The sequence below is a fragment of the Lentzea sp. CA-135723 genome (assembly GCF_050936595.1).
Lineage (GTDB): Bacteria > Actinomycetota > Actinomycetes > Mycobacteriales > Pseudonocardiaceae > Lentzea.
In genome coordinates this window covers 6365493-6392378 of sequence record NZ_JBNJMK010000001.1, presented here as the reverse complement: position 1 = coordinate 6392378, position 26886 = coordinate 6365493, and the positions used below count along the sequence as shown (strand labels likewise).

The following is a 26886-nucleotide window of genomic DNA, read 5'->3' as shown; positions in this document are numbered from 1 at the left end:
GCCCGCGGTCGAACTGCGGTGCTCCGGTTGGGGAGTTACTCCCCGGTCGCCTTCGCGATGATCTCCTTCGAGACGTTCGCGGGAACCTCTGCGTAGGAGTCGAACACCATCGAGTAGTTGGCACGACCCTGGGTCTTGGACCGCAGGTCACCCACGTACCCGAACATTTCCGACAGCGGAACCAGTGCCTTGACGACACGGATGCCGCTGCGCTCCTCCATGGCCTGGATCTGGCCACGGCGGGAGTTCAGGTCGCCGATCACGTCGCCCATGTACTCCTCGGGCGTCGTGACCTCGACGGCCATCAGAGGCTCGAGGATCGCGGGAGACGCCTGACGGGCGGCTTCCTTGAGGGCCATCGAACCAGCGATCTTGAACGCCATTTCCGAGGAGTCGACCTCGTGGTAGGCGCCGTCCAGCAGCGTCACCTTCACGCCGACCAGCGGGTAGCCCGCCAGCACGCCGTACTGCAGCGCGTCCTGCGCACCCGCGTCGACCGACGGGATGTACTCGCGGGGGATGCGACCACCGGTGACGGCGTTGACGAACTCGTAGAGCGCGCCGTCTTCCTTCTTCTCCAGCGGCTCGACGGTGACGAGCACCTTCGCGAACTGGCCGGAGCCACCGGTCTGCTTCTTGTGGGTGTAGGAGTACTTCTCCACCGCCTTGCGGATGGTCTCCCGGTACGCCACCTGAGGCTTGCCGATGTTGGCCTCGACCTTGAACTCGCGGCGCATGCGGTCCACCAGGATGTCCAGGTGGAGCTCGCCCATGCCGGCGATGATGGTCTGGCCCGTCTCCTGGTCGAGGTTGACCCGGAACGTCGGGTCCTCCTCGGCCAGCTTCTGGATCGCGGTGCCGAGCTTCTCCTGGTCCGCCTTCGTCTTGGGCTCGATGGCCACCTGGATGACGGGCTCGGGGAAGGTCATCGACTCGAGCACGATCGGGTGCGCCGGGTCGGCAAGGGTCTCACCGGTCGTGGTGTCCTTCAGACCGATCACGGCGTAGATGTGGCCCGCGATGGCCTCGGTGACCGGGTTCTCCTTGTTGGCGTGCATCTGGAAGATCTTCCCGATGCGCTCCTTGCGGTCCTTGGTCGCGTTGACGACCTGGGTGCCGGAGGCGACCTTGCCCGAGTAGACCCGGATGTAGGTCAGCTTGCCGAAGAACGGGTGCACGGCGATCTTGAACGCCAGCGCCGAGAAGGGCTCGTCGGACGAGGCCTTGCGCGACACGACGGTCTCGCCGTCCTGCAGCGTGCCCTCGACCGGCGGGAGGTCCAGCGGCGACGGCAGGAAGTCGATCACCGCGTCGAGCATGGGCTGAACGCCCTTGTTCTTGAACGCGGAGCCGCAGAGGATCGGGTAGGCGGTGCCCTCGGCAACGATCTTGCGGAGGCCGGCCTTGATCTCCTCGACGGACAGGTCGCCCTGCTCGAAGTACTTCTCGGTGAGCGCGTCGTCGGTCTCGGCGACGGCCTCGAGGAGCTGCTCGCGGAACTCGGCCGCGCGCTCGACGAGATCCTCGGGGATCTCCTCGATCGCGTAGTCCTCACCCTTCTGGACCTCGCCGCGCCACGTGAGAGCACGCATCTCGATGAGGTCGACGACGCCGATGAAGTCGCTCTCGGCGCCGATCGGGAGCTGGATCGGCAGCGGCTTGGCGCCGAGCCGGTCCTGGATCGTCTTGATGGTGAAGTAGAAGTCCGCGCCGAGCTTGTCCATCTTGTTGACGAAGCAGATGCGCGGGACGTCGTACTTGGTCGCCTGCCGCCAGACCTGCTCGGACTGCGGCTCGACACCCTCCTTGCCGTCGAAGACGGCGACAGCGCCGTCCAGGACGCGGAGGTTGCGCTCGACCTCGACGGTGAAGTCGACGTGGCCGGGCGTGTCGATCAGGTTGATCTGGTGGTTCTTCCAGTAGCAGGTCGTCGCGGCCGACGTGATCGTGATGCCGCGCTCCTGCTCCTGCTCCATCCAGTCCATCACGGCGGCGCCGTCGTGGACCTCGCCGATCTTGTAGCTGATCCCCGTGTAGAAGAGGATCCGCTCAGTCGTCGTGGTCTTGCCCGCGTCGATGTGGGCCATGATCCCGATGTTGCGGACCTTGGCAAGATCAGTGAGCACGTCCTGTGCCACGGGTCTTTCCCCTGTCTTGAGCTTGTGAGCTCACTAGGGCTGGGAGAGCCCGGCCTTCTCAGGCCGGGCGTCGGATCACCAGCGGTAGTGGGCGAAGGCCTTGTTGGACTCGGCCATCTTGTGCGTGTCCTCACGGCGCTTGACGCTCGCACCGAGACCGTTGCTCGCATCGAGCAGCTCGTTCATCAGACGCTCGACCATGGTCTTCTCACGGCGCTGCCGGGAGAAGGTGATCAGCCAACGGAGCGCCAGCGTGGTGGAACGACCGGGCTTGACCTCGATCGGCACCTGGTAGGTCGCACCACCGACGCGGCGGCTCTTGACCTCCAGCGACGGCTTCACGTTGTCGAGCGCGCGCTTCAGCGTGACGACCGGGTCCGTGCCGGTCTTCTCGCGAGCACCTTCGAGCGCTTCGTAGACGATCTTCTCGGCCACCGAGCGCTTGCCGTCGACGAGCACCTTGTTGATGAGCTGCGTCACGAGGGGCGAGCTGTAGACCGGGTCAGAGATAAGCGGCCGCTTCGGGGCCGGTCCCTTGCGGGGCATTAGCTCTTCTCCTTCTTCGCGCCGTAGCGGCTGCGAGCCTGCTTGCGGTTCTTGACACCCTGCGTGTCGAGAGAGCCACGGATGATCTTGTAGCGAACACCCGGCAGGTCCTTCACACGACCACCGCGGACGAGCACCATCGAGTGCTCCTGGAGGTTGTGACCCTCACCGGGGATGTAGGCCGTGACCTCGATACCGCTGGTCAGCTTCACGCGAGCGACCTTGCGCAGTGCGGAGTTCGGCTTCTTGGGGGTGGTGGTGTAAACGCGGGTGCACACACCGCGCCGCTGCGGCGAGCCCTTGAGGGCCGCCGTCTTCTGCTTCGCCACCTTGTCCTGGCGGCCCTTGCGGACCAGCTGCTGGATCGTTGGCATTCGCCGGCTACTTCTTCCGTCTTCGTGGGATCCCCTTGCGGTTCACCCTCGTGTTTCTTGATCCCTCTCTGCACCCGAGGTCGGGCGTGTCGCCCGCTCCCAAGGTCCGCAAGCACCAGCTCAACTGCTACCTGCGAGTGGAGGTCACCGCTGCCTCAAGGGCACGCGGAGCGGCCCGACATGGGTCGGGCACGAGTAGCAAAGATACCCGCCCACGTCTACCTGGGTCAAAACGGGGGTACCGCCCCGGCGCCGTGCAGTAGACATGGAACCCGCTGTCCACGGTACTCGGGTGACGGAGAACGCACTGTGAAGCTCCTCGGAACCGCCGCGCTGGTAGCCGTTCTCGTGCTGTCCGGGTGCGCCGGCTGCTCGGTGCAGGCCGGGGTCGGCGAGTGCGCGACTCAGACCGACATGAACAGCGCCGAAGTCGCGATGACCGAAGTGGACTGCTCTTCTTCTGAGGCGGTGTACCGAGTTTCGTCCCGTGAGCGGCGCACGATGTGTCCGGAGGGCGACTACCTGACGGAGTCGTCCGGCCGTTCGCGGACCAACGGCAAGACGCGGCTCTGCTACGTCCTCAACGTGTCGGAGGGCGACTGCCTGAAGCCGGTGAACCAGTACTTCGAGCGGGTGCCGTGCGGCTCGGGTGTGCGCAAGGTCTCGAAGGTCGTCGACGGCCAGGCGGATCGCGCGCTGTGCGGCGGTGCCGACTCCCGCACGTACTCCCAGCCGGTGAAGACGATCTGCATCACCGGCTGAGCCGCCGCCACCGTCCGATGAGGACCTCGGTTCCTCTTTGCCGCGCAAGGAGTTCCACCCGGCGCGGCGCGACCTACCTGGCCGGCTTCACGGACAGCCGCACCGACGCGTTGCGCGGGTGATTCACTGTGCGCGTGGACGACCTGATCGCGGCGATGGCCTCGTTGACCGGCTCCGCGGCCGCCCCGGAGGTGCTCGGGGGCGACCGCGGCGACGTCGTGGTGGTGCGCGTCGGCGACGTGGTGGCCAAGGCGTTGCCCGCCGACACCGACGTCGTGGCGTTGCGGCAACGGCTGGAGATCGCCGCGGCGCACCCCGAGCTCTTCGTGCCGCCGCTCGCGTTGCACTTCGTGGACGACCGGCCCGTGACGGTGTGGCCGTACGGGACGCCGGTGAGCCAGGACGATCCCGACGCGGCGCCGTGGGAGGAGAGCGCGGCTCTGCTTGCGAAGCTGCACGCGTTGCCCGTGCAGGGGCCGGTGGCGGGCGCGCCGGAACGGATTGTGCGCGCAATTCGGGCATTGCCGCCGGAGCTGCCGTACGCCGATGTCGTGCTGCGCGCGTATGAAGTCCTGCCGTCGTTGGACTTGAACGGCCGTGCGTTGATCCACGGCGATTGGCACCTCGGACAGCTCGTGCACACGGGGTCCTGGCGGCTCATCGACGTGGACGATCTCGGGGTCGGCGATCCGGTCTGGGACCTGGCCCGACCTGCGGCTTTGTTCGCCGCCGGAGTCCTTCCGGGTGATCTTTGGGCGCGGTTCCTGGGTGCCTACCGTGAAACGGGCGGTGTGGCGCTGACGACATCCGAATGGGATGTCCTCAACATTCCCGCTCAGGCGTACGTTGTGCAGATGGCAGCGCGCGCACTAGTGAGCGGTCTGCAAGCTGTGGAACCGCTGATCGAGGCCTGCCGTCGGATCGTCACGACGCATGGCACCGACCACCGCGGCTAATATCGTATTTGTCCGGTCCCACCGCAGGAGGCTCACCACGATGCAGTGTCCCAAGTGTCATGCGAACATGCGCACGTTCGACCGCATGGGCGTCCACATCGAGCAGTGCGACGGCTGCCGCGGGGTCTTCCTCGACTACGGCGAGCTCGAGTCCATCACGCGCCTCGAGGCCCAGATGCAGGCGCCGCCGCCTCCGGTCGCGCCGCCGCCCGCCGCCTACCCGCAGCCGGCCCAGCCCGCCTGGGGCGCCCAGCCGCAGCAGATCCACCACCACCACGGTGGCCACGGCGGTTACGGCTACGGCCACCGCAAGCACCGCGGTCTCGGTGGCCTCTTCTTCTCCTCCTGATCGCGCGCGACGGCCCCGGATCCCTGCTCCGGGGCCGTTGACGACTACCGAAAAAGTAGTGGATAATCGGTAGTCAACGGGAGGAGTAGCCATGTCTGTCGCGACCGAGGCCGCCCACATCCGCGACCTCTTCGACACGATCGAAGAGCTGGAAGCCGTCGCGTCATCCCTGTCAGAAGACGACGAACGCCGCGCACGCCTCGACGGCGTGGTCGCCAAAACCCTCCGCCAGGCCCCACCGGTCCGTCCCGTGGTGGCAGGCGAGCTCCTCGACCTCACCGAGAAGACCGTGAAGGCCTGGGCCCGCGAAGGCGTGCTCGCCATCCACAGCCAGGAACCCAGGATGCTCCTCGACACCGTGCGCCTGCACGAGGTCCTCCACCTGGTCTCCGACCTCCGCCGCGCCGGCAAGACCCGCGGCCTGATCGACGAGGTCCACCGCCGCCTGAGCGACCAGTCCCTGCTGGACCGCCAGGACCTGGCCACCTCCCTCGACGAGATGCGCAGCGGCAAGGGACGCGTGGTCCGCTCAGTTTGATCGAGGTAGTGGAAACCCCAACAGCCCACGCCCAGGCAGGCGGCCTGCGCGGCAGAGCCCGCGTGGCCTACGAACGCTTCCTGGACGAACTGGCCCACTCGGGCTGCGCGGCCCTCGGCTACCGCGTGACGGGCCCAGAACCCCTGCCCCGCCTGTGCGTGAAGCACCTCCGGGGCCCCGACCGAGTGGTAGTCGCCTTCCCCTCCCCCGAAGTCGTGTGGGTGCTCCTGGTGGGCCCACACGACGACGACCCGGGCCTGGACCTCTACGAAGCCCTCTACGAGATGGCCGGAGTCCGCCCCCGCCTCTCCGAGAAGCGCACCAAACCCCGCTGCTGCACCGACGAGTCCGGCATCCCACCCCTGGTGGACGAACACCTGGTGGACGACCTCGTGATCCGCGCCAGAGCCCTGGCACGAGCCCGCCGCCGCTAGCCCTGGTCCAACACGAACCCGTCGACAACGGGGTCGTAGTGCAGGTACGGCTCCTCACTCGGGTCGAGCCCTTCGACGTCGAAGAGGACCTCGTCCCCGGCGCTCTCGAAGAAGTTGACCAGGAACCCGTCGGCGGGCCAGACCTGAAGCGTCGCCACACAGGGCTCAGGCCCGGCAGACCGCCACCCCCGAGCCCGCACCAGACCGGCGACCGCCGCCCACGCCCCAGACACCGAGCCGACGACACATCCGTCGTGCAGCACGCCGTCATCCGGGTCGAACCACTCACGCACGTCACTCCACCCCAGGTCACGCATGCCTTCATGGAACCAGGCACCCACAACCAGGTTTCACCGACAAATTTTCTTGTCAGTGCAGCGAAAGTTGTCTACGCTCGTGCCAGACACGACGAACGGAGCCCACGATGTCCTTCCAGGCCTACCTCGACGGCGCGGAGAAGAAGACCGGCAAGACCCCGGCGGACCTGCTGGCGGAGGCCACGAGCCGCGGCTACGACGGCACGACCAAGGCGGGCGTGTTCCTGGAGTGGCTGAAGACCGACTACGACCTGGGCAGAGGACACGGCATGGCGCTCTACCACGTGCTGAAGAACGGCCCGCAGATCAGCGAGAAGCACGTGGGCACGACCGGCACCCACCGGGACGAGTCGACAACGCTCCGCCTGGACGGCATCGCCCACCGCTGACAGCCAGGCGCAGAGCGAGGCGCCTTCCCTCTCACCGCCAGGCAACCCACCCCCAACGCAATGCCGAAGGCGAGGCGTCCTTACCTCTCACCGCCGTAAAACCGGTGTGGTGACGTGCCCACCCAACTCAGCCACGCACGCTGGAGATTGGGGCTTGACTTTGGGTGCGAGGTGCTACCACTAGTGGCTCGGCCGGGCCTCTTTTCAGCCCGGCCTTTTCCGGTCCGACAAGCGCCTCGCAAGGGCCCCGAAGTCAAGCCCCAATCTCTATCGACGCGAAGCGGCGATGAAATGACCCGGCTCGTCAAAGTCTTTGCCCCCAACGCAACCACCTCACAAGGTGACGCCGCCCGCACAAGACAAAACGGCCCCCAGAGCGAAGCTCCGGGGGCCGTTCAGCACTTGCAGACCTAGACCGACCGACTAGCGGTAGTCACGACCGAAGTCGTAGTCGTCCAGCGGCACCGCAGCGCCAGTGCCCGTGCCGAAGACGTCGGGCGTGTAGTACCCGTCGTCGTACGAAGGAATGGCGTACGCGGCGGCACGCGCCTCCTCGGTCGGCTGGACCTGGATGTTGCGGTAGCGGTTGATGCCCGTACCGGCCGGGATCAACTTACCGATGATCACGTTCTCCTTCAGGCCGATGAGCTTGTCCGAACGCCCGTTGATGGCGGCGTCGGTCAGCACGCGGGTCGTCTCCTGGAACGACGCCGCGGACAGCCACGAGTCGGTCGCGAGAGAAGCCTTCGTGATACCCATCAGCACCGGACGACCGGCGGCCGGCTCGCCGCCCTCGGCGACGACCGCGCGGTTGCCCGACTCGAAGTCGGCACGCTCGACCAGCGAACCCGGCAGGAACTCGGTCGCGCCGGAGTCGATGATCGTCACCCGGCGGAGCATCTGCCGGACGATGACCTCGATGTGCTTGTCGTGGATGGCCACACCCTGGGCGCGGTACACCTTCTGGACTTCCTGCACGAGGTGCAGCTGCGCCTCGCGCGGGCCCATGACACGCAGGACCTCGTGCGGGTCGGGGGTACCTTCCAGCAGCTGCTGGCCGACGGCCACGTGGTCGCCGTCCTGCAGCGGACCGGTGGCCGTGTTGGCGAGACGCTGACGCTTGGACAGCTTCTCGAACACGATCTCCTCGGAGCCGTCGTCCGGGATCAGCGTGATCTTCCAGAAGCGGTCGCCGTCCTCGATGCGGACGCGGCCGTCCACGTCGGCGATCGGCGCCTTGCCCTTCGGGACGCGGGCCTCGAAGAGCTCCTGGACACGGGGCAGACCGGTCGTGATGTCGTCACCGGCCACACCACCCTGGTGGAACGTGCGCATCGTCAGCTGCGTGCCGGGCTCACCGATCGACTGGGCGGCGACGATGCCGACGGCCTCGCCGACGTCGACCAGCTGGCCGGTGGCCATCGAGCGGCCGTAGCAGGACGCGCACACGCCGACCGCGGACTCGCAGGTCAGGACGGAGCGGACCTTGACGCGGACGATGCCGGCCTCGACCAGCGACGCGAGCGCCGGGTCGCCGAGGTCGTCGCCGCGGTTCAGCACGAGGTTGCCGGACGCGTCGAGGATGTCGTCCGCGACGGTGCGGGCGTAGACCGAGGTCTGCGCGAACTCGTGCAGGCCGACCTTGTCGCCCAGCTGCTCGCCGACGGTCATCTGGACACCACGGGTGGTGCCGCAGTCGACCTCGCGGATGATGACGTCCTGCGAGACGTCCACCAGACGACGGGTCAGGTAACCCGAGTCGGCGGTACGCAGCGCCGTGTCGGCCAGACCCTTGCGGGCACCGTGCGTCGCGATGAAGTACTCGAGCACCGACAAGCCCTCGCGGAACGAGTTCTTGATCGGGCGCGGGATGTACTCACCCTTCGGGTTGGTCACCAGACCACGCATACCCGCGAGCGAACGGACCTGCGTCATGTTGCCGGCGGCGCCGGACTGCACGATGACGCGGATCGAGTTGTCCTCGGGGAAGTTGTCTTCCATGATCTCGTGGACCTGCTCGGTGGCCTTCGTCCACACCTTGACCAGCTCGGAGTTGCGCTCCTCGTGGGAGAGCTGACCGCGCTGGTAGCGCTTCTCGACGGCGTCCGCGAGGCGCTCGTGCTCGTCGAGGATGCCCTGCTTCGCCTTCGGGACGAGGACGTCCGAGATCGCGACCGTGACACCGGAGCGGGTGGCCCAGTGGAAACCGGCGTCCTTCAGCTTGTCCAGCGTCCGGGCGACGGTGACCATCGGGTACCGCTCGGCGAGGTCGTTGATGATCACGGCCTGCCGCTTCTTGGGCATGACCTCGTTGATGAAGGCGTAGTCCTGCGGCAGGATCTCGTTGAACAGCACGCGACCCAGCGTGGTCTCCGCGAGCCACGGCTGACCGGGCTCCCAGCCCTCGGGCTCCTGGCCCTTCGGCGGGTTCTTGTCGGAGACGCGGATCTTCACCATCGCCTGCAGGCCCAGGACCTTGCGGTCGAACGCCATGAGCGCCTCGGCCGGCGACGAGTAGAAGTGGCCCTCGCCGATGTCGTCCTTCTTGTGGCGGGTCAGGTGGTACAGACCCGTCACCATGTCCAGACGCGGCATGGCCAGCGGCTTGCCGGACGCCGGGGACAGGATGTTGTTCGACGACAGCATCAGGACGCGGGCCTCGGCCTGCGCCTCGGCGGACAGCGGCAGGTGGACTGCCATCTGGTCACCGTCGAAGTCGGCGTTGAACGCTTCACAGACCAGCGGGTGCAGCTGGATGGCCTTGCCCTCGACCAGCTGCGGCTCGAAGGCCTGGATGCCGAGGCGGTGCAGCGTGGGTGCGCGGTTCAGCAGCACCGGGTGCTCGGTGATGACCTCTTCCAGCACGTCCCACACGGCCGGGCGCGCACGCTCGACCATCCGCTTGGCGGACTTGATGTTCTGCGCGTGGTTGAGGTCCACGAGCCGCTTCATCACGAACGGCTTGAACAGCTCCAGGGCCATCTGCTTGGGCAGACCGCACTGGTGCAGCTTGAGCTGCGGGCCGACCACGATGACCGAACGGCCGGAGTAGTCGACGCGCTTGCCGAGCAGGTTCTGGCGGAACCGGCCCTGCTTGCCCTTCAGCAGGTCGGACAGCGACTTCAGCGGGCGGTTACCGGGACCGGTGACCGGGCGGCCGCGGCGGCCGTTGTCGAACAGCGCGTCGACGGCCTCCTGCAGCATCCGCTTCTCGTTGTTGACGATGATCTCGGGCGCGCCGAGGTCGATCAGCCGCTTCAACCGGTTGTTGCGGTTGATGACGCGGCGGTACAGGTCGTTCAGGTCGGACGTCGCGAAACGGCCACCGTCGAGCTGCACCATCGGGCGCAGGTCCGGCGGGATGACCGGGACGCAGTCCAGGACCATGCCCTGCGGGTTGTTGCGGGTCGCCTGGAAGGCGGCAACGACCTTGAGGCGCTTGAGCGCACGCAGCTTCTTCTGGCCCTTACCGCTGCGGATCGTCTCGCGCAGGATGTCGGCCTCGGCGTCGACGTCGTAGTCGCCCAGGAGCTTCTGGATGGCCTCCGCGCCCATGGCACCGGTGAAGTAGTCGCCGTAGCGGTCGTACAGCTCGCGGTAGAGCAGCTCGTCCGCGATCAGCTGGGCGCGCTCGAGCTTGGTGAACGTGGACCAGATCTCGTCGAGGCGGTCCAGCTCGCGCTGGGCGCGGTCGCGGAGCTGGCGCATCTCACGTTCGCCACCCTCCTTGACCTTGCGGCGCACGTCGGACTTGGCGCCCTCGGCCTCGAGCTCGGCCAGGTCGGCCTCGAGCTTCTGGGCGCGGGCCTCCACGTCGGCGTCGCGACGGTTCTCGACGCGCTTGCGCTCGACCTGCATCTCGCTCTCGAGCGTCGGCAGGTCGTTGTGGCGCAGCTCGGCGTTCACGCCCACGATGACGTAGGCGGCGAAGTAGATGATCTTCTCGAGGTCCTTGGGGGCCAGGTCGAGCAGGTAGCCCAACCGGCTGGGGACGCCCTTGAAGTACCAGATGTGCGTGACCGGAGCGGCGAGCTCGATGTGGCCCATGCGCTCACGACGCACCTTCGCACGGGTCACCTCGACGCCACAGCGCTCACAGATGATGCCCTTGAAGCGCACGCGCTTGTACTTGCCGCAGTAGCACTCCCAGTCCCTGGTGGGACCGAAGATCTTCTCGCAGAACAAGCCGTCCTTCTCGGGCTTGAGCGTGCGGTAGTTGATGGTCTCGGGCTTCTTGACCTCGCCAAAAGACCACTGGCGGATGTCGTCCGCGGTCGCGAGACCGATGCGGAGCTCATCGAAGAAGTTGACGTCGAGCACGTCTACTCTCTTCCCCTTTTTAGATCGGTGGCAAAAGGAGCTGGTCGGAGGGCCGGTGGAGGGCTACGCGGGAGGCATTGCCCTCCACCGGCCGGCGAGGTGACTTAGTTGACGACGTCGTCCACGGAGGGCGACTCGGACCTCGACAGGTTGATGCCGAGGTTCGCGGCCGCGCGCTCCAGGTCTTCGTCGTCGCCGTCGCGCATCTCGATCGCGGCACCGTCCGAAGACAGGACCTCGACGTTGAGGCAGAGCGACTGCAGCTCCTTGAGCAGCACCTTGAAGGACTCCGGGATACCGGGTTCCGGGATGTTCTCGCCCTTGACGATGGCCTCGTAGACCTTCACGCGGCCGAGCACGTCGTCGGACTTGATGGTGAGCAGCTCCTGCAGGGTGTATGCGGCGCCGTACGCCTGCATCGCCCAGCACTCCATCTCACCGAAGCGCTGACCACCGAACTGCGCCTTACCACCCAGCGGCTGCTGCGTGATCATCGAGTACGGGCCGGTCGAACGCGCGTGGATCTTGTCGTCCACCAGGTGCAGCAGCTTCAGGATGTACATGTAGCCGACCGACACCGGGAACGGGTACGGCTCGCCGGAGCGACCGTCGAAGAGCTGCGCCTTGCCGTTCTCCTTGACCATCCGCTCGCCGTCGCGGTTCGGGATGGTGGAGCCCAGCAGGCCCGTGATCTCTTCTTCCTTCGCACCGTCGAACACCGGGGTGGCGGTCTTGGTGCCGGGGTCGACGTCGTACAGCTCTTCCGGCAGGTTCTTCGCCCAGTCCGGGTCGCCGTTGACGCTCCAGCCCTGCTTGGCGATCCACCCGAGGTGGGTCTCCAGCACCTGGCCGATGTTCATACGACGCGGCACACCGTGGGTGTTCAGGATGATGTCGACCGGCGTGCCGTCCTCGAGGAACGGCATGTCCTCCGCGGGGAGGATCTTGCCGATGACGCCCTTGTTGCCGTGGCGGCCGGCGAGCTTGTCACCGTCCTGGATCTTGCGCTTCTGGGCCACGTAGACGCGGACGAGCTCGTTGACGCCCGGAGGCAGCTCGTCGTCGTCCTCACGGCTGAAGACGCGGATGCCGATGACCTTGCCGTACTCGCCGTGCGGCACCTTGAGCGAGGTGTCGCGGACCTCGCGCGCCTTCTCACCGAAGATCGCGCGGAGCAGGCGCTCCTCCGGCGTCAGCTCGGTCTCGCCCTTGGGCGTGACCTTGCCGACGAGGATGTCGCCCGGCTGCACCTCGGCACCGATGCGGATGATGCCGCGCTCGTCGAGGTCGGCCAGGACCTCCTCGGAGACGTTCGGGATGTCCCGGGTGATCTCCTCGGCGCCGAGCTTCGTGTCGCGGGCGTCGATCTCGTGCTCCTCGATGTGGATCGAGGTGAGAACGTCGTCCTGCACGAGGCGCTGCGACAGGATGATCGCGTCCTCGTAGTTGTGGCCTTCCCACGGCATGATCGCCACGAGCAGGTTCTTGCCGAGCGCCATCTCACCGTTCTCGGTGCACGGCCCGTCGGCCAGGACCTGGCCCTCCTGCACCCGGTCGCCCTCGTTCACGATGGGCTTCTGGTTGATGCAGGTGCCCTGGTTCGAGCGACGGAACTTGTGCAGCGCGTAGGTGTTGCGCGCACCGTCGTCGGCCATGACGGTGATGTAGTCGGCGGAGACCTCCTCGACGACACCCGTCTTCTTCGCGACGACGACGTCACCGGCGTCCACCGCGGCGCGCAGCTCCATGCCGGTGCCGACGAGCGGCGACTCGGAGCGGAGCAGCGGCACGGCCTGACGCTGCATGTTCGCACCCATCAGGGCGCGGTTCGCGTCGTCGTGCTCGAGGAACGGGATCATGGCCGTCGCGGCCGACACCATCTGGCGCGGCGAGACGTCCATGTAGTCGACGTCGGTCGGGTCGATGAACTCGACCTCGCCGCCCTTCTTGCGGACCAGGACGCGGTCGTCGGTGAAGTTGCCCTCGTCGTCGGTCGGCGAGTTCGCCTGCGCCTTGACGTAGCGGTCTTCCTCGTCCGCGGTCAGGTAGTCGATCTGGTCGGTGACCCGGCCCTCGGTGACCTTGCGGTACGGCGTCTCGATGAAGCCGAACGGGTTGACCCGCGCGTAGCTCGAGAGCGAACCGATCAGACCGATGTTCGGGCCTTCCGGCGTCTCGATCGGGCACATGCGGCCGTAGTGCGACGGGTGGACGTCGCGGACCTCCATGCCGGCGCGCTCACGGGACAGACCGCCCGGACCCAGCGCCGACAGGCGGCGCTTGTGGGTCAGACCCGCGAGCGGGTTGGTCTGGTCCATGAACTGCGAGAGCTGCGAGGTGCCGAAGAACTCCTTGATCGCCGCCACGACGGGACGGATGTTGATCAGGGTCTGCGGCGTGATGGCCTCGACGTCCTGCGTGGTCATGCGCTCGCGGACGACGCGCTCCATGCGGGACAGACCGACGCGGATCTGGTTCTGGATCAGCTCGCCGACCGTGCGGAGACGACGGTTGCCGAAGTGGTCGATGTCGTCGACCTCGACGGGCACGTCACCACCGGCGGCGGCGTCCATCATGGTCTCGCCCGCGTGCAGGCGAACGAGGTACTCGATCGTCGTGACGATGTCGTCCTCGGTCAGGACACCCGTGTTGATCTCGGTGTCCAGGCCCAGCTTCTTGTTGACCTTGTAACGGCCAACCTTCGCCAGGTCGTAGCGCTTGTCCTTGAAGAACAGGTTCTCCAGCAGGGCCTGCGCCGACTCCTTCGTCGGGGGCTCGCCCGGACGCAGCTTGCGGTAGATGTCGAGCAACGCCTCGTCGGTACCCGCGGTGTGGTCCTTCTCGAGCGTGGTCAGCAACGTCTCGCTGAACGCGAACCGCTCGCGAATCTGCTCCGTGCTCCAGCCCAGAGCCTTCAACAGCACCGTCACCGGCTGGCGACGCTTCCGGTCGATGCGGACACCGACGGTGTCGCGCTTGTCGACGTCGAACTCCAGCCAAGCACCCCGGGACGGGATGATCTTGACGCTGAAGACGTCCTTGTCGGTCGTCTTGTCGACCGCGGTGTCGTAGTACACACCGGGCGAACGCACGAGCTGAGAGACCACCACGCGCTCAGTGCCGTTGATGATGAACGTGCCCTTGTTCGTCATCATCGGGAAGTCACCCATGAACACCGTCTGGCTCTTGATCTCGCCAGTGGTGTGGTTGGTGAACTCCGCCGTGACGAACAACGGTGCCGCGTACGTCATGTCCTTGTCCTTGCACTCTTCGGTCGAGGCCTTGACCTCGTCGAAGCGCGGGTCGGAGAAGGACAGTGACATGGAGCCGGAGAAGTCCTCGATCGGCGAGATCTCGTTGAGGACCTCTTCGAGGCCGCCCGTCGGGGTCTCGTCACCGGCGTCGACGCGGCGCTGGAACCACGCCTCGTCACCGGTGAGCCATTCAAAGGACTGGATCTGCAGGTCAAGCAGGTTGGGCGTCGAAAGCGGCTCGTGAATCTTCGCGAACGAGACCCGCTTCGGCGCTCCAGGGATCCCCGACGTGGAGTTGGTCGCAGCAGTGGCCTTGGTCGCGCGAGAGATCGCCAAGATGCGTCCTTCCAGGGACAGGTAGCTGGCTAGAGCGAACTAGCACGGCTGTCAAGGGTGCGGCGATGCCCGCATAATCCACGCTCTCGGCGAAGGGCAAGCGGAAAATGGGCAGCGCAAAGGGGCAGTCTAGCCACGCGCACGGCGACTGTCGAGAGGCACCTGGAAGGACCCTCCTCTTGCTCACCGACAGAGTGACCCTGCATGAGCGCGCAGTCAAGATGTTGCGGGCCGATCCACCCTCTGGATGGAGCGCCTTTTTCTCGGCTTCACCCATTTGACCAGCACAAACACGTGTGCGGCCGTGTTGGTGGGAAGTTGGCGGCTTCAAGTGAACTTACAGAGCGCCACTAAGATTTGTGTGACCGAGATCACGCGTGTCGGGGCTGGCGGAGGACGCGTTCGCGGTGCTTCTGGGGCTCCTGTGACGTCCTCACAGCGGAGTTGATCTTAGGGGATGGTGGACGGCGGGTGAACACGGGGCCGGTCCAAACGAGCCGGGCAGGTCGGGGGCTTCCGACTGGGGAGGGCGGGGGCTGCAGCGGAGGGCGGAGCTGCGGCGGAGGGCGGGGCTGCGGCGGAGGGCGGGGCTGCGGCGGAGGGCGGGGCTGCGGCGGAGGGCGGGGCTGCGGCGGAGGGCGGGGCTGCGGCGGAGGGCGGGGCTGCGGCGGAGGGCTTCGGCGGCTGAGGCTGGTCGTCTGCTGGGCTGGGCTTCCGCCGCGGGGAGGGGGGCGGGGCCGCAGTTGCGGCGGAGAGGGCGGGGGGCGCGGCTAGGAGCGACGACGAGGGCGCGGGGCTTCCGGCGGCGCGGCAGCAGCGCTGGGCAGACCTCACGGCGCGAAGCACGCCACTCGCGCGAGGCAAGCCACACGGCGCGTCACGCGCTATGTTGCGAAGCAGGCCGTACGGCGCGACACGCGCCACGTTGCGAGGCAAGCCGCACGGCGCGACGCGCGCCACACGTTGCGAGGCAGGCCACACGGTCGAAGCACGCCACCCTCGCGGGTCCGCCATGCGGTGCGAAGCCCATGGTGGGAAAGGCCCTGCGGGTGAGTTGTCCACAGATCGCCGAGCGGTCGGTTCGCGGGGCGATTTCGAAGCTAGCGTTCACGTATAGGCGGGCTGGCCCCCTGGGTGGGCGGGGCCTGCCGCGCGGGATTTCGTCAGCAGCCCTGGAGTTGGCGGGCCTGGTCTGAGGTGGCGCCGAACATCTCCATGTTGTCGATCTTCCAGCGGCCGCTGTCGTCCACCGCGCTCACGCGGAGCATGGCGGTGCCGCCGCCCGTCTGGTTGTCGGTGGTGCGGGTGGTGACCTGGTCGGCGAAGACCAGGACGGTGGCGTGGCCGTCCTTCAGGGACGAGACGGCCGAGGAGACCACCCGGACGGTGACCACCAGCTTCTGCTGCGGGGCCACCTCCTTCACCGGGCCGAAGACGGCGTTGTACTGGCAGAGGGCCTTGCCCGTGAGGAGCTCTTTGGCCGCCTTCTCGGTGGAGTCGACGTCGGCGAAGTTGTAGGAGAAGGACTTCTCCACCGCCTCGCGGATCTGGCCGTTGACCTCGGAGGTGGCGCCCGCGTCGACCAGGGCCTCGTCGTAGCTGACCGAGCGGGACTTGACCAGGAAGAACGTGGCCAGGCCGCCCAGCAGGAGGCCTACCACGACCAGCGCCACCGGGAGGGTCCAGTTGAGCTTCGCGGGCTCGGCCTTCGCGGCGGGGGCCGGCTTCTTCTTCGACGTGGGTGAGGGCGAGGGCGTCCACTCGGTGGCTTCCGGCGCCTTCAGCTCCGCCTCTTCGGACGCGGGTTCCGGCGCATCGGGCACGTCCGGCTCGTCGGCGACCTCGGGCACGTCCGGCGCCACGACCTCCGGCACGTCCGGCGCTACCTCGGCCGGCTTCGACGACGGCTCGGCGACCTCGACCGGCTCCGGAACGGGGTCGGCCGCGGGTGGGCGGCGGTTCAGGCCGGCCACCTTCGGGCGGCCTCCTGCCGGCGTGCTCGGGACTGGGCGGCGGCGGGGTGGGGGCACGTGCGCTCGATTCCTATCAGCTCTGGCCGGGGTCAGACGCCTGCCCGCAGCGGGCCCAGCTGGCTCAGCTTCCAGCCGTCGTCCGTGCGGGTGAGCTTGGTCAGGTACCGGTTGATCTTGGTGACCTGCTGGCCGCCGTCCGGGGTCACGGTGCTCTCGACCACGGCGATCATGGAGGCGGAGCCCGCGCGGTCGTCGAGCTCGGTGATGGCGGCGTCGAGGACCTTGGACGTGGTCACGGACTTGGCGTCGACCAGCTGCTTCTTGCGCGAGTCCTTGTCCTTGTCGATCTCCGCGCGCAGGTCGCCGGTGGACGAGTTCAGCCAGCGCTGGAGGTCCTCGTCCACCTTCTTGTAGTCGAGGGTCAGGAAGTTCGTGATGCCGACCTGGCCCGAACGCAGGGCGTCGTCGCGCTCGGTGGCGAACGACGACTCGGACGAGCCCGCCGCCGAGTACCAGACGAAACCGCTGAACACGGCGAACCCGAACATCACCACCGCGAAGACCGCGGCGACAGCTGTGAAGACCCGCACTACTTCTTCCCCTCCGTGGGCAGACCGAGCAGCTGGCCGAGCGACGTCAGCAGCGGCAACTCCGGCGCGGCGGCCTGGCCGGTGGGTTCCTGGCCCGGCTGCGTCGTCGCGTTGCCGACCGGCGTGGTCGGCGTCCCGCCGTACGGCGCGTTCTGCGAGCCTCGCACCGACGTCGCCGACCCGCGCGCCAGAGCGCAGTAGGCCTGCGTGTTCAGCGGCGCGGCAGAGGTGTCGCCACCCGGCCGGATCGTCGTTCCCTCGTAGCCCACGGTGCACGGCATCGGGTCGAACACGTTCAACGCCAGCCCGAAGTGCGCGGAACCGTCACCGGGCGCCACCGAGAAACCACCACCGACGGCGATGGGGTACGTCACGGCGATCTGCTCCAGACCGTCCCGCCTGGTCACGAGGATGTTCGAGGTCGTCAGCAGGTTCGCGAACACCACCCCGAGGTTCGGCCCGCTCTCCTTCAGCAGCGCCGACACCTGCTCCGACGCCGGCGGCACAGCGACGATCAACCGCCGCAGGTCGCCGTCCGAGGCCTTGAGCTGCTCGGCGAGCAACCGCAGGTCCCCGCTGAACGACCGGATCGCACCACCGGACGCGGCCTGCGTGGCCAGCACGATCCGCCCGTCCTGCAACAACTGCGTCGTCTGCGGCAGATGCTCGCGAGCGGCCGCCGTGAACGCCGCCGTGTTGTCGATCAGCACCTGGAGATCGCCACCGGTCCCGCTGAAGGCCGTGTGCAGCTCGTCCACGACGGTCCGCAACGAGTCCGTCGGCACCGACGAGGCGAAAGCGTCCAAATTGGACAGCAACCCGTCGACGGGAGGCGGGGTCTTGGTGGCCGACCGCGGAATCACCGACCCTGCCTCCAGGTAGGGCGCTCCATCGACCTTGGGCCGCAGGTCGACGTACTGCTCGCCGACCGCCGACCGGTTCGCCACCACGGCCTCCAACGAGGAGGGCACCCGCGGCGCGTCGGCGTCCAGCTCCAGGTCGGCCTCGATGCCGTCGCCCATCAGCCGCAGCTGCCCGACCCGCCCGATCGTCACGCCCCGGTACGTCACCTCGGCGTTGGTGAAGATGCCGCCCGAGTCGGCGAGCTGCATCGTCACGACCGTCGACGACGACTTGAACAGCCCGATGTAGGTGGCGCTGACGTACGACACACCCAGCAACGCGACCAGCACGAACGCGCCGATCTTGAGCTTCGTCGACCGCAGGATCACCTGCGACCACCTCCCAGCAGACCGCCGAGCAGGTCACCCAGCCCGGACCCGGTCCCCTGCCCGAGGTTCGGCAGCGGGATGTTCGGCATAGGCAACGGCGTGCCCTGCGACGGGATCAGCGAGTCGATCGGCGACTGCCGCGACCGCGACAGGTTGTCGAGCACCGTCCCGAGGTTCAGGTCGAGGTCGATGAACGCGTTGGTGTAGTCGCCGCGGATGCCGTCGACCGCCTCGTCCGGGAACGGGTAGGTCAGCAGCAGCTCCAGCGACTTCGGCAGGTTCTGCCCCGACTCGGCGAGCTTCGTCAGCGTCGGCTGCAACGCCTTGAGGTCCGCCACGATGTCGTCCCGGCTGCGGTTCACGGTGTCCGTCGCGACGTCCGACAGCTTGTTCAACGACTGCAACAACGTCACGAGCTGCGTCCGCTGCTCCGCCAGCACCTTCAACCCCGGCTCCAGGTCCGTCAGCGCGACGGCGATCTTCTCGCGCTGCCCCGCCAACGTCCCGGCCAGCCGGTTCAGCGAGTCGAGCGCGCGGACGATCTCCGCCTTGTGCTTGTCGAGCTCCCCGACGAACGTGTTGAGGTTGCCCAGCAACGAACGGATCTCCGCCTCGTTGCCCTCCATCGCCGCGTTGAGCTCCTTGGTGATGTTCTGCAGCTGCGCCACACCACCACCGTTGAGCAGCATCGACAACGCGCCGAAGACCTCTTCGACCTCGGGGTTGCGGTTCGTCTTGTCCAACGGGATCACGGCGTTGTCGGCCAACCGGCCAGAAGCGTCCTTGGGCTTCCCCAGCTCGACGAACTTCTCGCCCAGCAACGCCGACTGGCGCAGCTTCGCGAACGCGTTGGACGGCAGCTGCACGTCACCGTTGACCAGCATGGTCACCTCGGCGGTCCAGCCGTCGGCGCCCAGGTCGATCTTCTCGACCCGCCCGACCGGCACGTCGTTGACCTTCACGCCGGCCTGCGGCACCAGGTCGAGAACGTCCTTGAACTGCGCCTTCACCCGGTACGGGTGGTCACCGACGTCGGCACCGCCCGGCAGCGGCATGTTGTAGACGCCGTCGAACCCGCCGGACCCGCAACCCGAGACCAGCAGCACCGCGGCAAGACCCAGAGCCAGCTTCCTCACTGGGGCACCCCCGCGAGCGGCAGGGGCAGCGGCAGCCTGCCCGCGTTCAGGTCACCGAGCACCTCGGCCGGCGACTTCAGCGGGATCGCCCCGGTCAGCAACGGTTCCAGCTGCTTGCAGGTGTTCGCCAGCACCGGCGGCACGTTGTTCGGCGTGGCCTGCTGGATCAGCTTGCAGATCAGCACGATCGGCGGCTGGTTCAGCTCGTTGATGTTCGCGCGGGTGTCCAACGTCCCGGACGCCGCGTTGTAGGAGTTCTGCAGGTTGCCCAGCGCGAGCGGCGCGACGTCCAGCGTCTCCGCCAGCGCGGCCCGCTGGTTCACCAGCACCTGCGTGACCGAGGCGAGCTTGTCCACATTGGACTTCAGCACCTCGCGGTTGTCCTTGATGAACCCCTGCACCAGCCCCAGGGCCGTGGCCAGCTCCGAGAGCGCCGCCCCGAGGTCTCCGCGCTCGTCGGCGAGCATCTTCGACACGTCCGCGAGCTGCTTGTTGAAGTCGCGCACCTGGCTGTCGTTCGCGGCCAGCATCGCGGTGAACTTCTGCAGGTTGTCGACGGTCGCGAACAGGTCCTCCTTGGACCCCGACAACGTCCGGGTGGCCTGGCCGAGGTTCTTCAACGTGTCGTTGAGCGCCTGGCCGTTGCCCTCCAGGTTCGCGGCCGCCGAGTTCAGCAGGTCCGCCAACGCCCCGTCGGCGTTCGCACCGTTCGGGCCGAGAGCCGTCGTGAGCTTGTCGAGCGACGAGTACAGCTCGTCCAGCTCCACGGGCGTCGCGGTGCGTTCGCGCGGGATCACGGCGTTGTCGGCCAGCACGGGACCGCCGGTGTAGGCGGGCGCGAGCTGCACGTACCGGTCGGAGACGACGCTCGGCGAGACGACGACGGCCTGCGCGTTCTCCGGCACCCGCACGTCGCGGTCGACGGTGAACACGACCTTCACGGTCTTGCCCTCCGGCGTGACCTCGTCGATCGTGCCGACCTTCACGCCCAGCACCCGCACGTCACCGCCGGGGTAGACGCCGACGGCCGCGGCGAAGTGCGCGGTGACCTTGCGCCCGTTCATGGCCGCGAACACCCACCAGAGCCCGGCCGTCACGACCAGCGCCAGCACGCACGCGATCGCGATGAACCGGCCGACCTTGGACTGCGCCACGTCTGTCATCGCTGCACCCCCGGAGGCAGGCAGCCTTCCTCGTTGAACCCGACGACGCCGAGGTTCACCGAAGGTGGCAGCAGGCCGCAGATGTAGGTGTCGAACCACCGGCCGTTGCCCAGGGTGTTCGCGAACACCCGGTAGAACGGCGCCATCAGCGCGAGGCTGCGGTCGAGGTTCGCCTGGTTGCGCTCGAGGATCGTGGTGACCCGGCCGAGCTGCTCCAGCGCGGGCTTGAGCTGGTTCTGGTTGTCCGTCACCAACCCGCTCAGCTCGCGGGAGAGGTCGCGCGTGCCGGTCAGCAGCGCGCTGATCGACTCGCGGCGCTTGCGCAGCTCGCCGAGCAGCAGGTTGCCGTCCGCCAGCAGCTTCTCGAACTCGGCGTTGCGGTCGGCCAGCGTCTTGCTCAGCTGCCGCGTGTTGTCCAGCAGCTTCGCCAGCTGCTCGTCGCGCGAGGAGATCGTCTTCGACAACGCGGACAGGCCGTCGAGCGCGCCCCGGACGTGCTCCGGCGAGTTCTTGAAGGTGTCGGACAGGACCGTGAAGCTGTCCGCGAGCTGCTTGGTGTCGATCTGGCCGACGGTCGTCGCGAGCCCGTTGAACGCCTCGTTCACGTCGTACGGCGCGAGCGTGCGCTCCTTCGGGATCGGGTCGCCGGGAGAGAGCGGCGCGCTGCCCTGCGGGTCCAGCGCCACGAACTTCTGACCCAGCAACGTCTTGATGCGGATCATCGCGGTCGTCCGGTCGCCCACCCAGGCGTCCTTGACCTTGAACGTGACCCGCACGCGGTCGCCGTTGAGCTTGACCTTGGTGACCTTGCCGACCTTCACGCCGGCGACGCGGACCTCGTTGCCCGGCACCAGTCCCGCGGCCTCGCTGAAGTCCGCGGCGTACGAGGTGCCGCCGCCGACGATCGGCAGGTCGTCGGAGTAGAACGCGGCCAGCAACAGCAACGCGATCAACGTCAGGCTGATCGCGCCTGTCCGGATGGGGTTCGAGGTCTTCATCGGCGGCACCTCTGCTGAGTCACCGGCAACGCCGTGATCGGGATCGGGTTCGAGATGACCGGCGGCACGGCGACCTTGCCGCTGGCCTCGCACAGGTAGAAGTTGAACCACGAGCCGTAGGTCGCGGTCCGGGTGATCGTCTCCAGCTTGTTGGGCAGCCGCTGGAGCATCTGGTCGACCAGGACCTCGTTGTCGCCCAGCGTCTTCGAGACGATGCCGAGCTGCGCGATGTCGTTGCGCAACGGCTCCCGGCCCTGCTCCAGCAGCCCGGACGTGGCGTTCGTGAGGTCGCCGAGCGCGGTGATCGCGTCACCGATCGGCTGGCGGTCCTGGGCGAGGCCGGAGACGAGCGTCTGCAACGTGATCACGAGGTTGTTGAAGTCCTCGTCGCGCGAGTTCACGGTCTCCAGCGCGGTGTTGAGGTTGTCGACGACCTCGCCGATCACCTTGTCCTTGCTCGCCAGCGTGCTGGTCAGCGAGGCCGTGTGCTGCAGGAGGCTGTCGATCGTGCTGCCCTCGCCCTGGAGCACCTGGATGATCTCGAACGACAGCTTGTTCACGTCGTCCGGGTTCAGGGCCTGGAAGAGCGGCTTGAAGCCGTTGAACAGGACCGTGAGGTCCAGGGCGGGCTTGGTGCGTTCCAACGGGATCGTGCCGCCCTCGGCCAGCACGGCCTTGGTGTCACCGGTGCCCGCCTCCAGCGCGATGTACCGCTGCCCCACCAGGTTGCGGTACTTGATCGTCGCGGTGACGGCCTCGGGCAGCTTGCGGTCGCCGTCGATGGAGAACTCGACCTCGGCGGTCTTGCGGTCGACGACCTTGATGCCGTCGACCTGCCCGACGCGGACGCCGGCGATGCGGATGTCGTCGCCCTCGTTGAGCGCGGTGACGTCGGTGAACTGCGCCTTGTAGCCGGTGGCGCTGGACAGGTTGACGTTGGCGATCGTGACCGCGAGCAGCGAGGTCGCGAGGATCGTGACCACCGCGAAGGCGATCAGCTTGAGCAGCGGTCCGAGCAGTCCCTTCACTTGACGGTCACCTCCGCTCCGCGCACGAGCGGCCCGAGCAGCAGGCTCGACCAGCCCGGCATGTCCTGCGGCTCCACGCCGACGCGCGGCCCGAACAGCGCCGCGATCAGCCGTGCCTCCTCAGGGGAGTTGGCGAGGTTGGCCGCGTTCTGCGCGGACGACGGCGAGGTCGCGTTGCCGGCCGTGGCGGGCGGCAGGATGCCGTCGTTCGCGACGCGGGCGGGCGGCGGCGAGCTCGACCCGTCCTGCACCGGCCCCTCCGGCGGGTACTGCGGGAACGGGTCGGGCCTCGGCACGATGTCGTAGCAGCGGGGTCCGCGCTTGTCCTTGTACTCGGGCTCGTCGAGGTTCGGCTTGTACTTGCCGCGGTTCTGCGTGATCTCCAGCGTGATGTGCAGGCCGGGCTTGTCGGTGCCGGCGCCGAACGCCTTGCTGATGATCGGCTCGAACTCCGCGAGGCCCTTGAGCAGGCACGGGTACTCGGGCGCGTACTTCGCGAGCAGCTCCAGCGTCGGACGGCTGGTGTCGGCGAGGCCGATGATGTTGTTCTTGTTGACCGTGACGAACGACGTGAGGTCCTGCGACGTCGTGGTCATCGTCCCGTAGAGCGCGAGCAGGTTCTCGCGCTGGTCGACCACGGTCTTGGTGGTCGTGGTCATGTCGTTGAGCGCCTGCAACAAGTCCGGCGCGGCGTCCGAGTAGACGTTCGCGACGTCCGCGAGCCTGGAGATGTTCTCCTTCAGCGCGGGCAGCTGCGGGTTGAGCTCGCCGAGGTACTGGTCGAGCGACACCAGGGTCTGGCCGAGCGGCTTGCCCCGGCCGTCGAGCGCCTGGGACAACGCCGTCAGCGTGGTCGCGAGCTTCTCCGGCTGGACGGCCTGCAGGACCGGCATCAGGTTGTCCAGCACGCGTTCCAGCTCGATCGCGCTGCTGGTGCGGTCCTGCTCGATGACCGCGCCGTTCGCGATCGCGGCCTGCTTCTGCTGCGGTAGCACGAGGTTCACGTACCGCTCGCCGAACAACGTCTTGGGCAGCAGGCGCGCGCTGACGTTGGACGGGATCTGCTCGACCTTGTCCGGCAGCAGCGCGAGCTCCAGCTCGGCGCCGTCACCGCTGGTCCGCACGGCCTTCACCGAGCCGACGATGAGCCCGCGGACCTTGACGTCGCTCGCGGTCTGCAGCTGGTTGCCGATGTGGTCGGTCCTGAGCGTGACCTTCACGTAGTCGCTGAAGGCGTCCTTGTAGAGGGCGACCGTGAGGGACAGGAACATGGCGATCGCGAGAAGGAAGGCGATGCCCAGCACGCGTTTCCTCATCCGGCGATCCTCACGGTCGTAGTGGCACCCCAGATCGCGAGGCTCAGGAAGAAGTCGAGCAGCGCCGTCGTGACGATCGCGGTCCGCACCGCACGCCCGACCGCGACACCCACACCGGCCGGACCGCCGGACGCGCGGTAGCCGTAGTAGCAGTGGGTCATGATGATCACGACCGCGAAGACCAGCACCTTGCCGAACGACCACAGCACGTCGATCGGCGGTAGGAACAGGTTGAAGTAGTGGTCATATGTGCCCGCCGACTGGCCGTAGAACTCGACGGTGATCGTTCTGGCGGCGAGGTAGCTGGTCAGCAGGCCGATCACGTACAGCGGGATGATCGCGACGAACCCGGCGATGATCCGCGTGGTCACGAGGAACGGCAGGCTGGGGATGCCCATGACCTCCAGCGCGTCGATCTCCTCGGAGATCCGCATGGCGCCGAGCTGGGCCGTGAAGCCTGATCCGACCGTGGCACTGAGTGCGAGCCCGGCGACCAACGGCGCGATCTCGCGGGTGTTGAAGTACGCGGACACGAACCCGGCGAACGCGGACGTGCCGATCTGGTTGAGCGCCGTGAAGCCCTGGAGACCGACCACGGTTCCGGTGAACACGGACAGCCCGACCATCACGCCGATCGTGCCGCCGATGACCGCGAGCGCACCTGACCCGAAGCTGACCTCGGCCAGCAACCGCAGTGTCTCCTTGGAGTACCGCTTGAGCGCGCGGGGCGTCCAGGCCAGCGCCTTGATGTAGAAGGACAGCTGGTCGCCGAACCCGTCGAGGGTGGAGAGCACCTTGTTCGCCATCAGCTCCCCTTCGCGGGCACGACCTGCAGGTAGATCGTGGTGAGGACGAAGTTGACGAAGAACAGCAGCAGGAACGTGATGACCACGGCCTGGTTCACCGCGTCACCCACGCCCTTGGGGCCGCCGGCGGGGTTGAGGCCCCGGTACGCGGCCACGATGCCCGCGATGAACCCGAAGATCAGGGCCTTGAGCTCGCTGATCCACAGGTCCGGCAGCTGGGCGAGCGCGCTGAAGCTCGCGAGGTACGCGCCGGGCGTGCCGTCCTGCATGACGACGTTGAAGAAGTAGCCGCCCATCACGCCGACGACGCTCACCATGCCGTTGAGGAGCACCGACACGAGCATCGCCGCCAGCACCCGCGGCACCACGAGCCGGTGGATCGGGCTGACCCCGAGCACCTCCATGGCGTCGATCTCCTCGCGGATCTTCCTGGACCCGAGGTCCGCGCAGATGGCGCTGCCGCCCGCGCCCGCGATGAGCAACGCCGTCACGATCGGGCTGGCCTGCTGGATGATCGCGAGCACGCTGGCCGCACCCGTGAACGACTGGGCGCCGATCTGCCGCGTGAGGCTGCCGAGCTGAAGTGCGATGACCGCGCCGAACGGGATGGAGACCAGCGCCGTCGGCAGCACCGTCACGCTGACGATGAACCAGCTCTGCTGGATGAACTCCCGCAGCTGGAAGGGCCGGCGGAACGACGTCCGCACGACGTCGATCCCGAGCTGGCACAACTTGCCGGTCTCCCGCAGCGCGCCGGCGCCGGGGAACGAGGCCTGCGTGGTCACAGCACACCACCGTGCCGAGGCCACGGGCTGGGCGTCGGCGTCTGCACCCCGGCGTGCACGCCGTACCGCACGCGCTCCTCGGCCGTGAGACTGTCGATGATCCCCTGCTGAGCCTCGTGCGGCAGCTGGTGGATGATCGTCATGACCCGGTCCTTCCGCCGCCGCACCGCGTCGCGGTAGGGCAACCCGGGCGTCGGCTCCAGCTGCGGCACGATCCCGCGAACGTCACCCTCCGGCGACCCGTCCGAGTGCCCGGCGTCCGCGTGGGCCTGCTCGGCGGCCATCGTCGCCGTGTCCTTCTCCTCGGACATGCCGATGGGCCCCAGCCGCCGCCCGTTCAGGAACTGCTCCACCACGGGCTCGTCGCTGGTCAGCAACACCTCGCGGGGCCCGAACATGACCAGCTCGCGCCGGAACAGCATGCCGAGGTTGTCCGGCACGGTCCGCGCGATGTTGATGTTGTGCGTGACGATCAGGATGGTCGCGTCGATCTGCGCGTTGAGATCGATCAGCAACTGGCTGAGGTACGCCGTCCGCACGGGATCGAGGCCGGAGTCGGGTTCGTCGCACAGGATGATCTCGGGATCGAGCACCAGCGCCCGCGCCAGCCCGGCCCGCTTCCGCATACCGCCGGAGATCTCACCGGGCAGCTTCTTCTCGGCCCCGACGAGACCGACCATCTCCATCTTCTCGAGGACGATCCGCCGAACCTCGGCCTCCGTCTTGCGGGTGTGCTCCCGCAGCGGAAACGCGATGTTGTCGTAGAGGTTCATCGACCCGAACAACGCGCCGTCCTGGAACAGCACGCCGAACATCTTCCGAATCTCGTACAACTTGTGCTCGGAGCACTGCACGAGGTCCGTCCCGTTGATGACGATCTTCCCGCGCTCAGGCTTCAGCAACCCGACCAACGACTTCAGGAACACGCTCTTGCCGGTACCGGACGGCCCGAGCATCACGCTGACCTCACCAGGCGGGATCGTGAGCGTGACGTCCTGCCAGATGGTCTGCTTGCCGAAGGACTTGGTCAGACCCTCGACGACCACCTCGACGCCCATCCGCACACCTCCGCACACGCCCAGGGACGCCGCAGCGATCGGCGTCACATCTGGGCAACGAGTTCGTTCGCGGCAGGTTACTCACCAG

General features: G+C 67.6%; 23 protein-coding genes. 6 read left to right on the top strand and 17 right to left on the bottom strand.

Annotated features, from left to right (window positions below):
• Positions 1–35: 35 nt before the first annotated feature.
• From fusA to rpsL, 3 genes are all read right to left on the bottom strand, one after another.
• Complete coding sequence (gene fusA / locus ACQEU1_RS29810) at positions 36–2138, bottom strand: elongation factor G (RefSeq protein ID WP_433208735.1); 2103 nt, start codon at positions 2136–2138, stop codon at positions 36–38.
• A gap of 75 nt (positions 2139–2213) precedes the next feature.
• Positions 2214–2684 (bottom strand): 30S ribosomal protein S7, encoded by a 471-nt coding sequence (gene rpsG / locus ACQEU1_RS29805; RefSeq protein ID WP_030478293.1) that lies wholly within the window; start codon positions 2682–2684, stop codon positions 2214–2216.
• Positions 2684–3058, bottom strand: a complete 375-nt coding sequence (gene rpsL / locus ACQEU1_RS29800) for a 30S ribosomal protein S12 (protein WP_030473471.1) — start codon at positions 3056–3058, stop codon at positions 2684–2686. The genes rpsG and rpsL overlap by 1 nt, the downstream gene beginning before the upstream one ends.
• A gap of 309 nt (positions 3059–3367) precedes the next feature.
• On the opposite strand from rpsL, the gene ACQEU1_RS29795 reads away from it, so the two are divergent.
• The 5 genes from ACQEU1_RS29795 to ACQEU1_RS29775 all read left to right on the top strand — a co-directional run bounded on the left by ACQEU1_RS29795 (position 3368) and on the right by ACQEU1_RS29775 (position 6097).
• Positions 3368–3820, top strand: coding sequence for an LppU/SCO3897 family protein (locus ACQEU1_RS29795; RefSeq protein WP_433208730.1), 453 nt, complete (start codon positions 3368–3370; stop codon positions 3818–3820).
• Between the two features lie 134 nt (positions 3821–3954).
• Positions 3955–4776 carry a phosphotransferase family protein gene (locus tag ACQEU1_RS29790; RefSeq protein WP_433208727.1) on the top strand — a complete coding sequence of 274 codons (822 nt, stop codon included), beginning with the start codon at positions 3955–3957 and terminating at the stop codon, positions 4774–4776.
• Positions 4754–5125: a zf-TFIIB domain-containing protein gene (locus tag ACQEU1_RS29785; protein WP_433208724.1), complete on the top strand. Its 372-nt coding sequence runs from the start codon at positions 4754–4756 to the stop codon at positions 5123–5125. Before ACQEU1_RS29790 ends, ACQEU1_RS29785 begins: the two co-directional genes overlap by 23 nt.
• Before the next feature lie 91 nt (positions 5126–5216).
• Positions 5217–5663: a hypothetical protein gene (locus tag ACQEU1_RS29780; RefSeq protein WP_382445907.1), complete on the top strand. Its 447-nt coding sequence runs from the start codon at positions 5217–5219 to the stop codon at positions 5661–5663.
• An 8-nt stretch (positions 5664–5671) separates the two neighbouring features.
• Entirely contained in the window at positions 5672–6097 is a 426-nt protein-coding gene (locus tag ACQEU1_RS29775; RefSeq protein WP_433208721.1) for a hypothetical protein, read from the top strand.
• Here the strand turns inward: ACQEU1_RS29775 and ACQEU1_RS29770 are convergent.
• A complete protein-coding gene (locus tag ACQEU1_RS29770; RefSeq protein ID WP_433208718.1) occupies positions 6094–6414 on the bottom strand; it encodes a hypothetical protein in 321 nt (106 codons plus the stop codon). The two genes, ACQEU1_RS29775 and ACQEU1_RS29770, sit on opposite strands and share 4 nt — an antisense overlap.
• A 107-nt stretch (positions 6415–6521) precedes the next feature.
• Between ACQEU1_RS29770 and ACQEU1_RS29765 the strand changes: the two genes are divergently transcribed.
• The gene (locus tag ACQEU1_RS29765) at positions 6522–6803 is read left to right on the top strand and encodes a DUF4287 domain-containing protein (protein ID WP_433208715.1); all 282 of its coding nucleotides are present in this window, start codon (positions 6522–6524) and stop codon (positions 6801–6803) included.
• Between the two features lie 423 nt (positions 6804–7226).
• On the opposite strand, the gene ACQEU1_RS29760 is transcribed toward ACQEU1_RS29765, so the two are convergent.
• The 13 genes from ACQEU1_RS29760 to ACQEU1_RS29700 all read right to left on the bottom strand — a co-directional run bounded on the left by ACQEU1_RS29760 (position 7227) and on the right by ACQEU1_RS29700 (position 26798).
• Positions 7227–11123, bottom strand: coding sequence for a DNA-directed RNA polymerase subunit beta' (locus tag ACQEU1_RS29760; protein ID WP_433208712.1), 3897 nt, complete (start codon positions 11121–11123; stop codon positions 7227–7229).
• 104 nt (positions 11124–11227) lie between these two features.
• Complete coding sequence (locus tag ACQEU1_RS29755; RefSeq protein ID WP_433208710.1) at positions 11228–14713, bottom strand: DNA-directed RNA polymerase subunit beta; 3486 nt, start codon at positions 14711–14713, stop codon at positions 11228–11230.
• Between the two features lie 1163 nt (positions 14714–15876).
• Complete coding sequence (locus ACQEU1_RS29750) at positions 15877–16686, bottom strand: hypothetical protein (protein ID WP_433208708.1); 810 nt, start codon at positions 16684–16686, stop codon at positions 15877–15879.
• 89 nt (positions 16687–16775) lie between these two features.
• A complete protein-coding gene (locus ACQEU1_RS29745; RefSeq protein ID WP_433208706.1) occupies positions 16776–17276 on the bottom strand; it encodes a hypothetical protein in 501 nt (166 codons plus the stop codon).
• Positions 17276–18508, bottom strand: coding sequence for an MCE family protein (locus ACQEU1_RS29740; protein WP_433208703.1), 1233 nt, complete (start codon positions 18506–18508; stop codon positions 17276–17278). Before ACQEU1_RS29740 ends, ACQEU1_RS29745 begins: the two co-directional genes overlap by 1 nt.
• Positions 18505–19644 carry an MCE family protein gene (locus ACQEU1_RS29735; RefSeq protein WP_433208700.1) on the bottom strand — a complete coding sequence of 380 codons (1140 nt, stop codon included), beginning with the start codon at positions 19642–19644 and terminating at the stop codon, positions 18505–18507. The genes ACQEU1_RS29740 and ACQEU1_RS29735 overlap by 4 nt, the downstream gene beginning before the upstream one ends.
• Entirely contained in the window at positions 19641–20807 is a 1167-nt protein-coding gene (locus ACQEU1_RS29730; RefSeq protein ID WP_433208697.1) for an MCE family protein, read from the bottom strand. The genes ACQEU1_RS29735 and ACQEU1_RS29730 overlap by 4 nt, the downstream gene beginning before the upstream one ends.
• The gene (locus tag ACQEU1_RS29725; protein WP_433208694.1) at positions 20804–21805 is read right to left on the bottom strand and encodes an MCE family protein; all 1002 of its coding nucleotides are present in this window, start codon (positions 21803–21805) and stop codon (positions 20804–20806) included. The genes ACQEU1_RS29730 and ACQEU1_RS29725 overlap by 4 nt, the downstream gene beginning before the upstream one ends.
• The gene (locus tag ACQEU1_RS29720) at positions 21802–22833 is read right to left on the bottom strand and encodes an MCE family protein (protein ID WP_433208692.1); all 1032 of its coding nucleotides are present in this window, start codon (positions 22831–22833) and stop codon (positions 21802–21804) included. Before ACQEU1_RS29720 ends, ACQEU1_RS29725 begins: the two co-directional genes overlap by 4 nt.
• A complete protein-coding gene (locus ACQEU1_RS29715) occupies positions 22830–24149 on the bottom strand; it encodes an MCE family protein (RefSeq protein WP_433208690.1) in 1320 nt (439 codons plus the stop codon). Before ACQEU1_RS29715 ends, ACQEU1_RS29720 begins: the two co-directional genes overlap by 4 nt.
• Positions 24146–24955: an MlaE family ABC transporter permease gene (locus ACQEU1_RS29710; protein WP_090065886.1), complete on the bottom strand. Its 810-nt coding sequence runs from the start codon at positions 24953–24955 to the stop codon at positions 24146–24148. Before ACQEU1_RS29710 ends, ACQEU1_RS29715 begins: the two co-directional genes overlap by 4 nt.
• Positions 24955–25740: an MlaE family ABC transporter permease gene (locus ACQEU1_RS29705; protein WP_433208686.1), complete on the bottom strand. Its 786-nt coding sequence runs from the start codon at positions 25738–25740 to the stop codon at positions 24955–24957. Before ACQEU1_RS29705 ends, ACQEU1_RS29710 begins: the two co-directional genes overlap by 1 nt.
• Positions 25737–26798 carry an ABC transporter ATP-binding protein gene (locus ACQEU1_RS29700; protein WP_433208683.1) on the bottom strand — a complete coding sequence of 354 codons (1062 nt, stop codon included), beginning with the start codon at positions 26796–26798 and terminating at the stop codon, positions 25737–25739. The genes ACQEU1_RS29705 and ACQEU1_RS29700 overlap by 4 nt, the downstream gene beginning before the upstream one ends.
• Positions 26799–26886 lie beyond the last annotated feature (88 nt).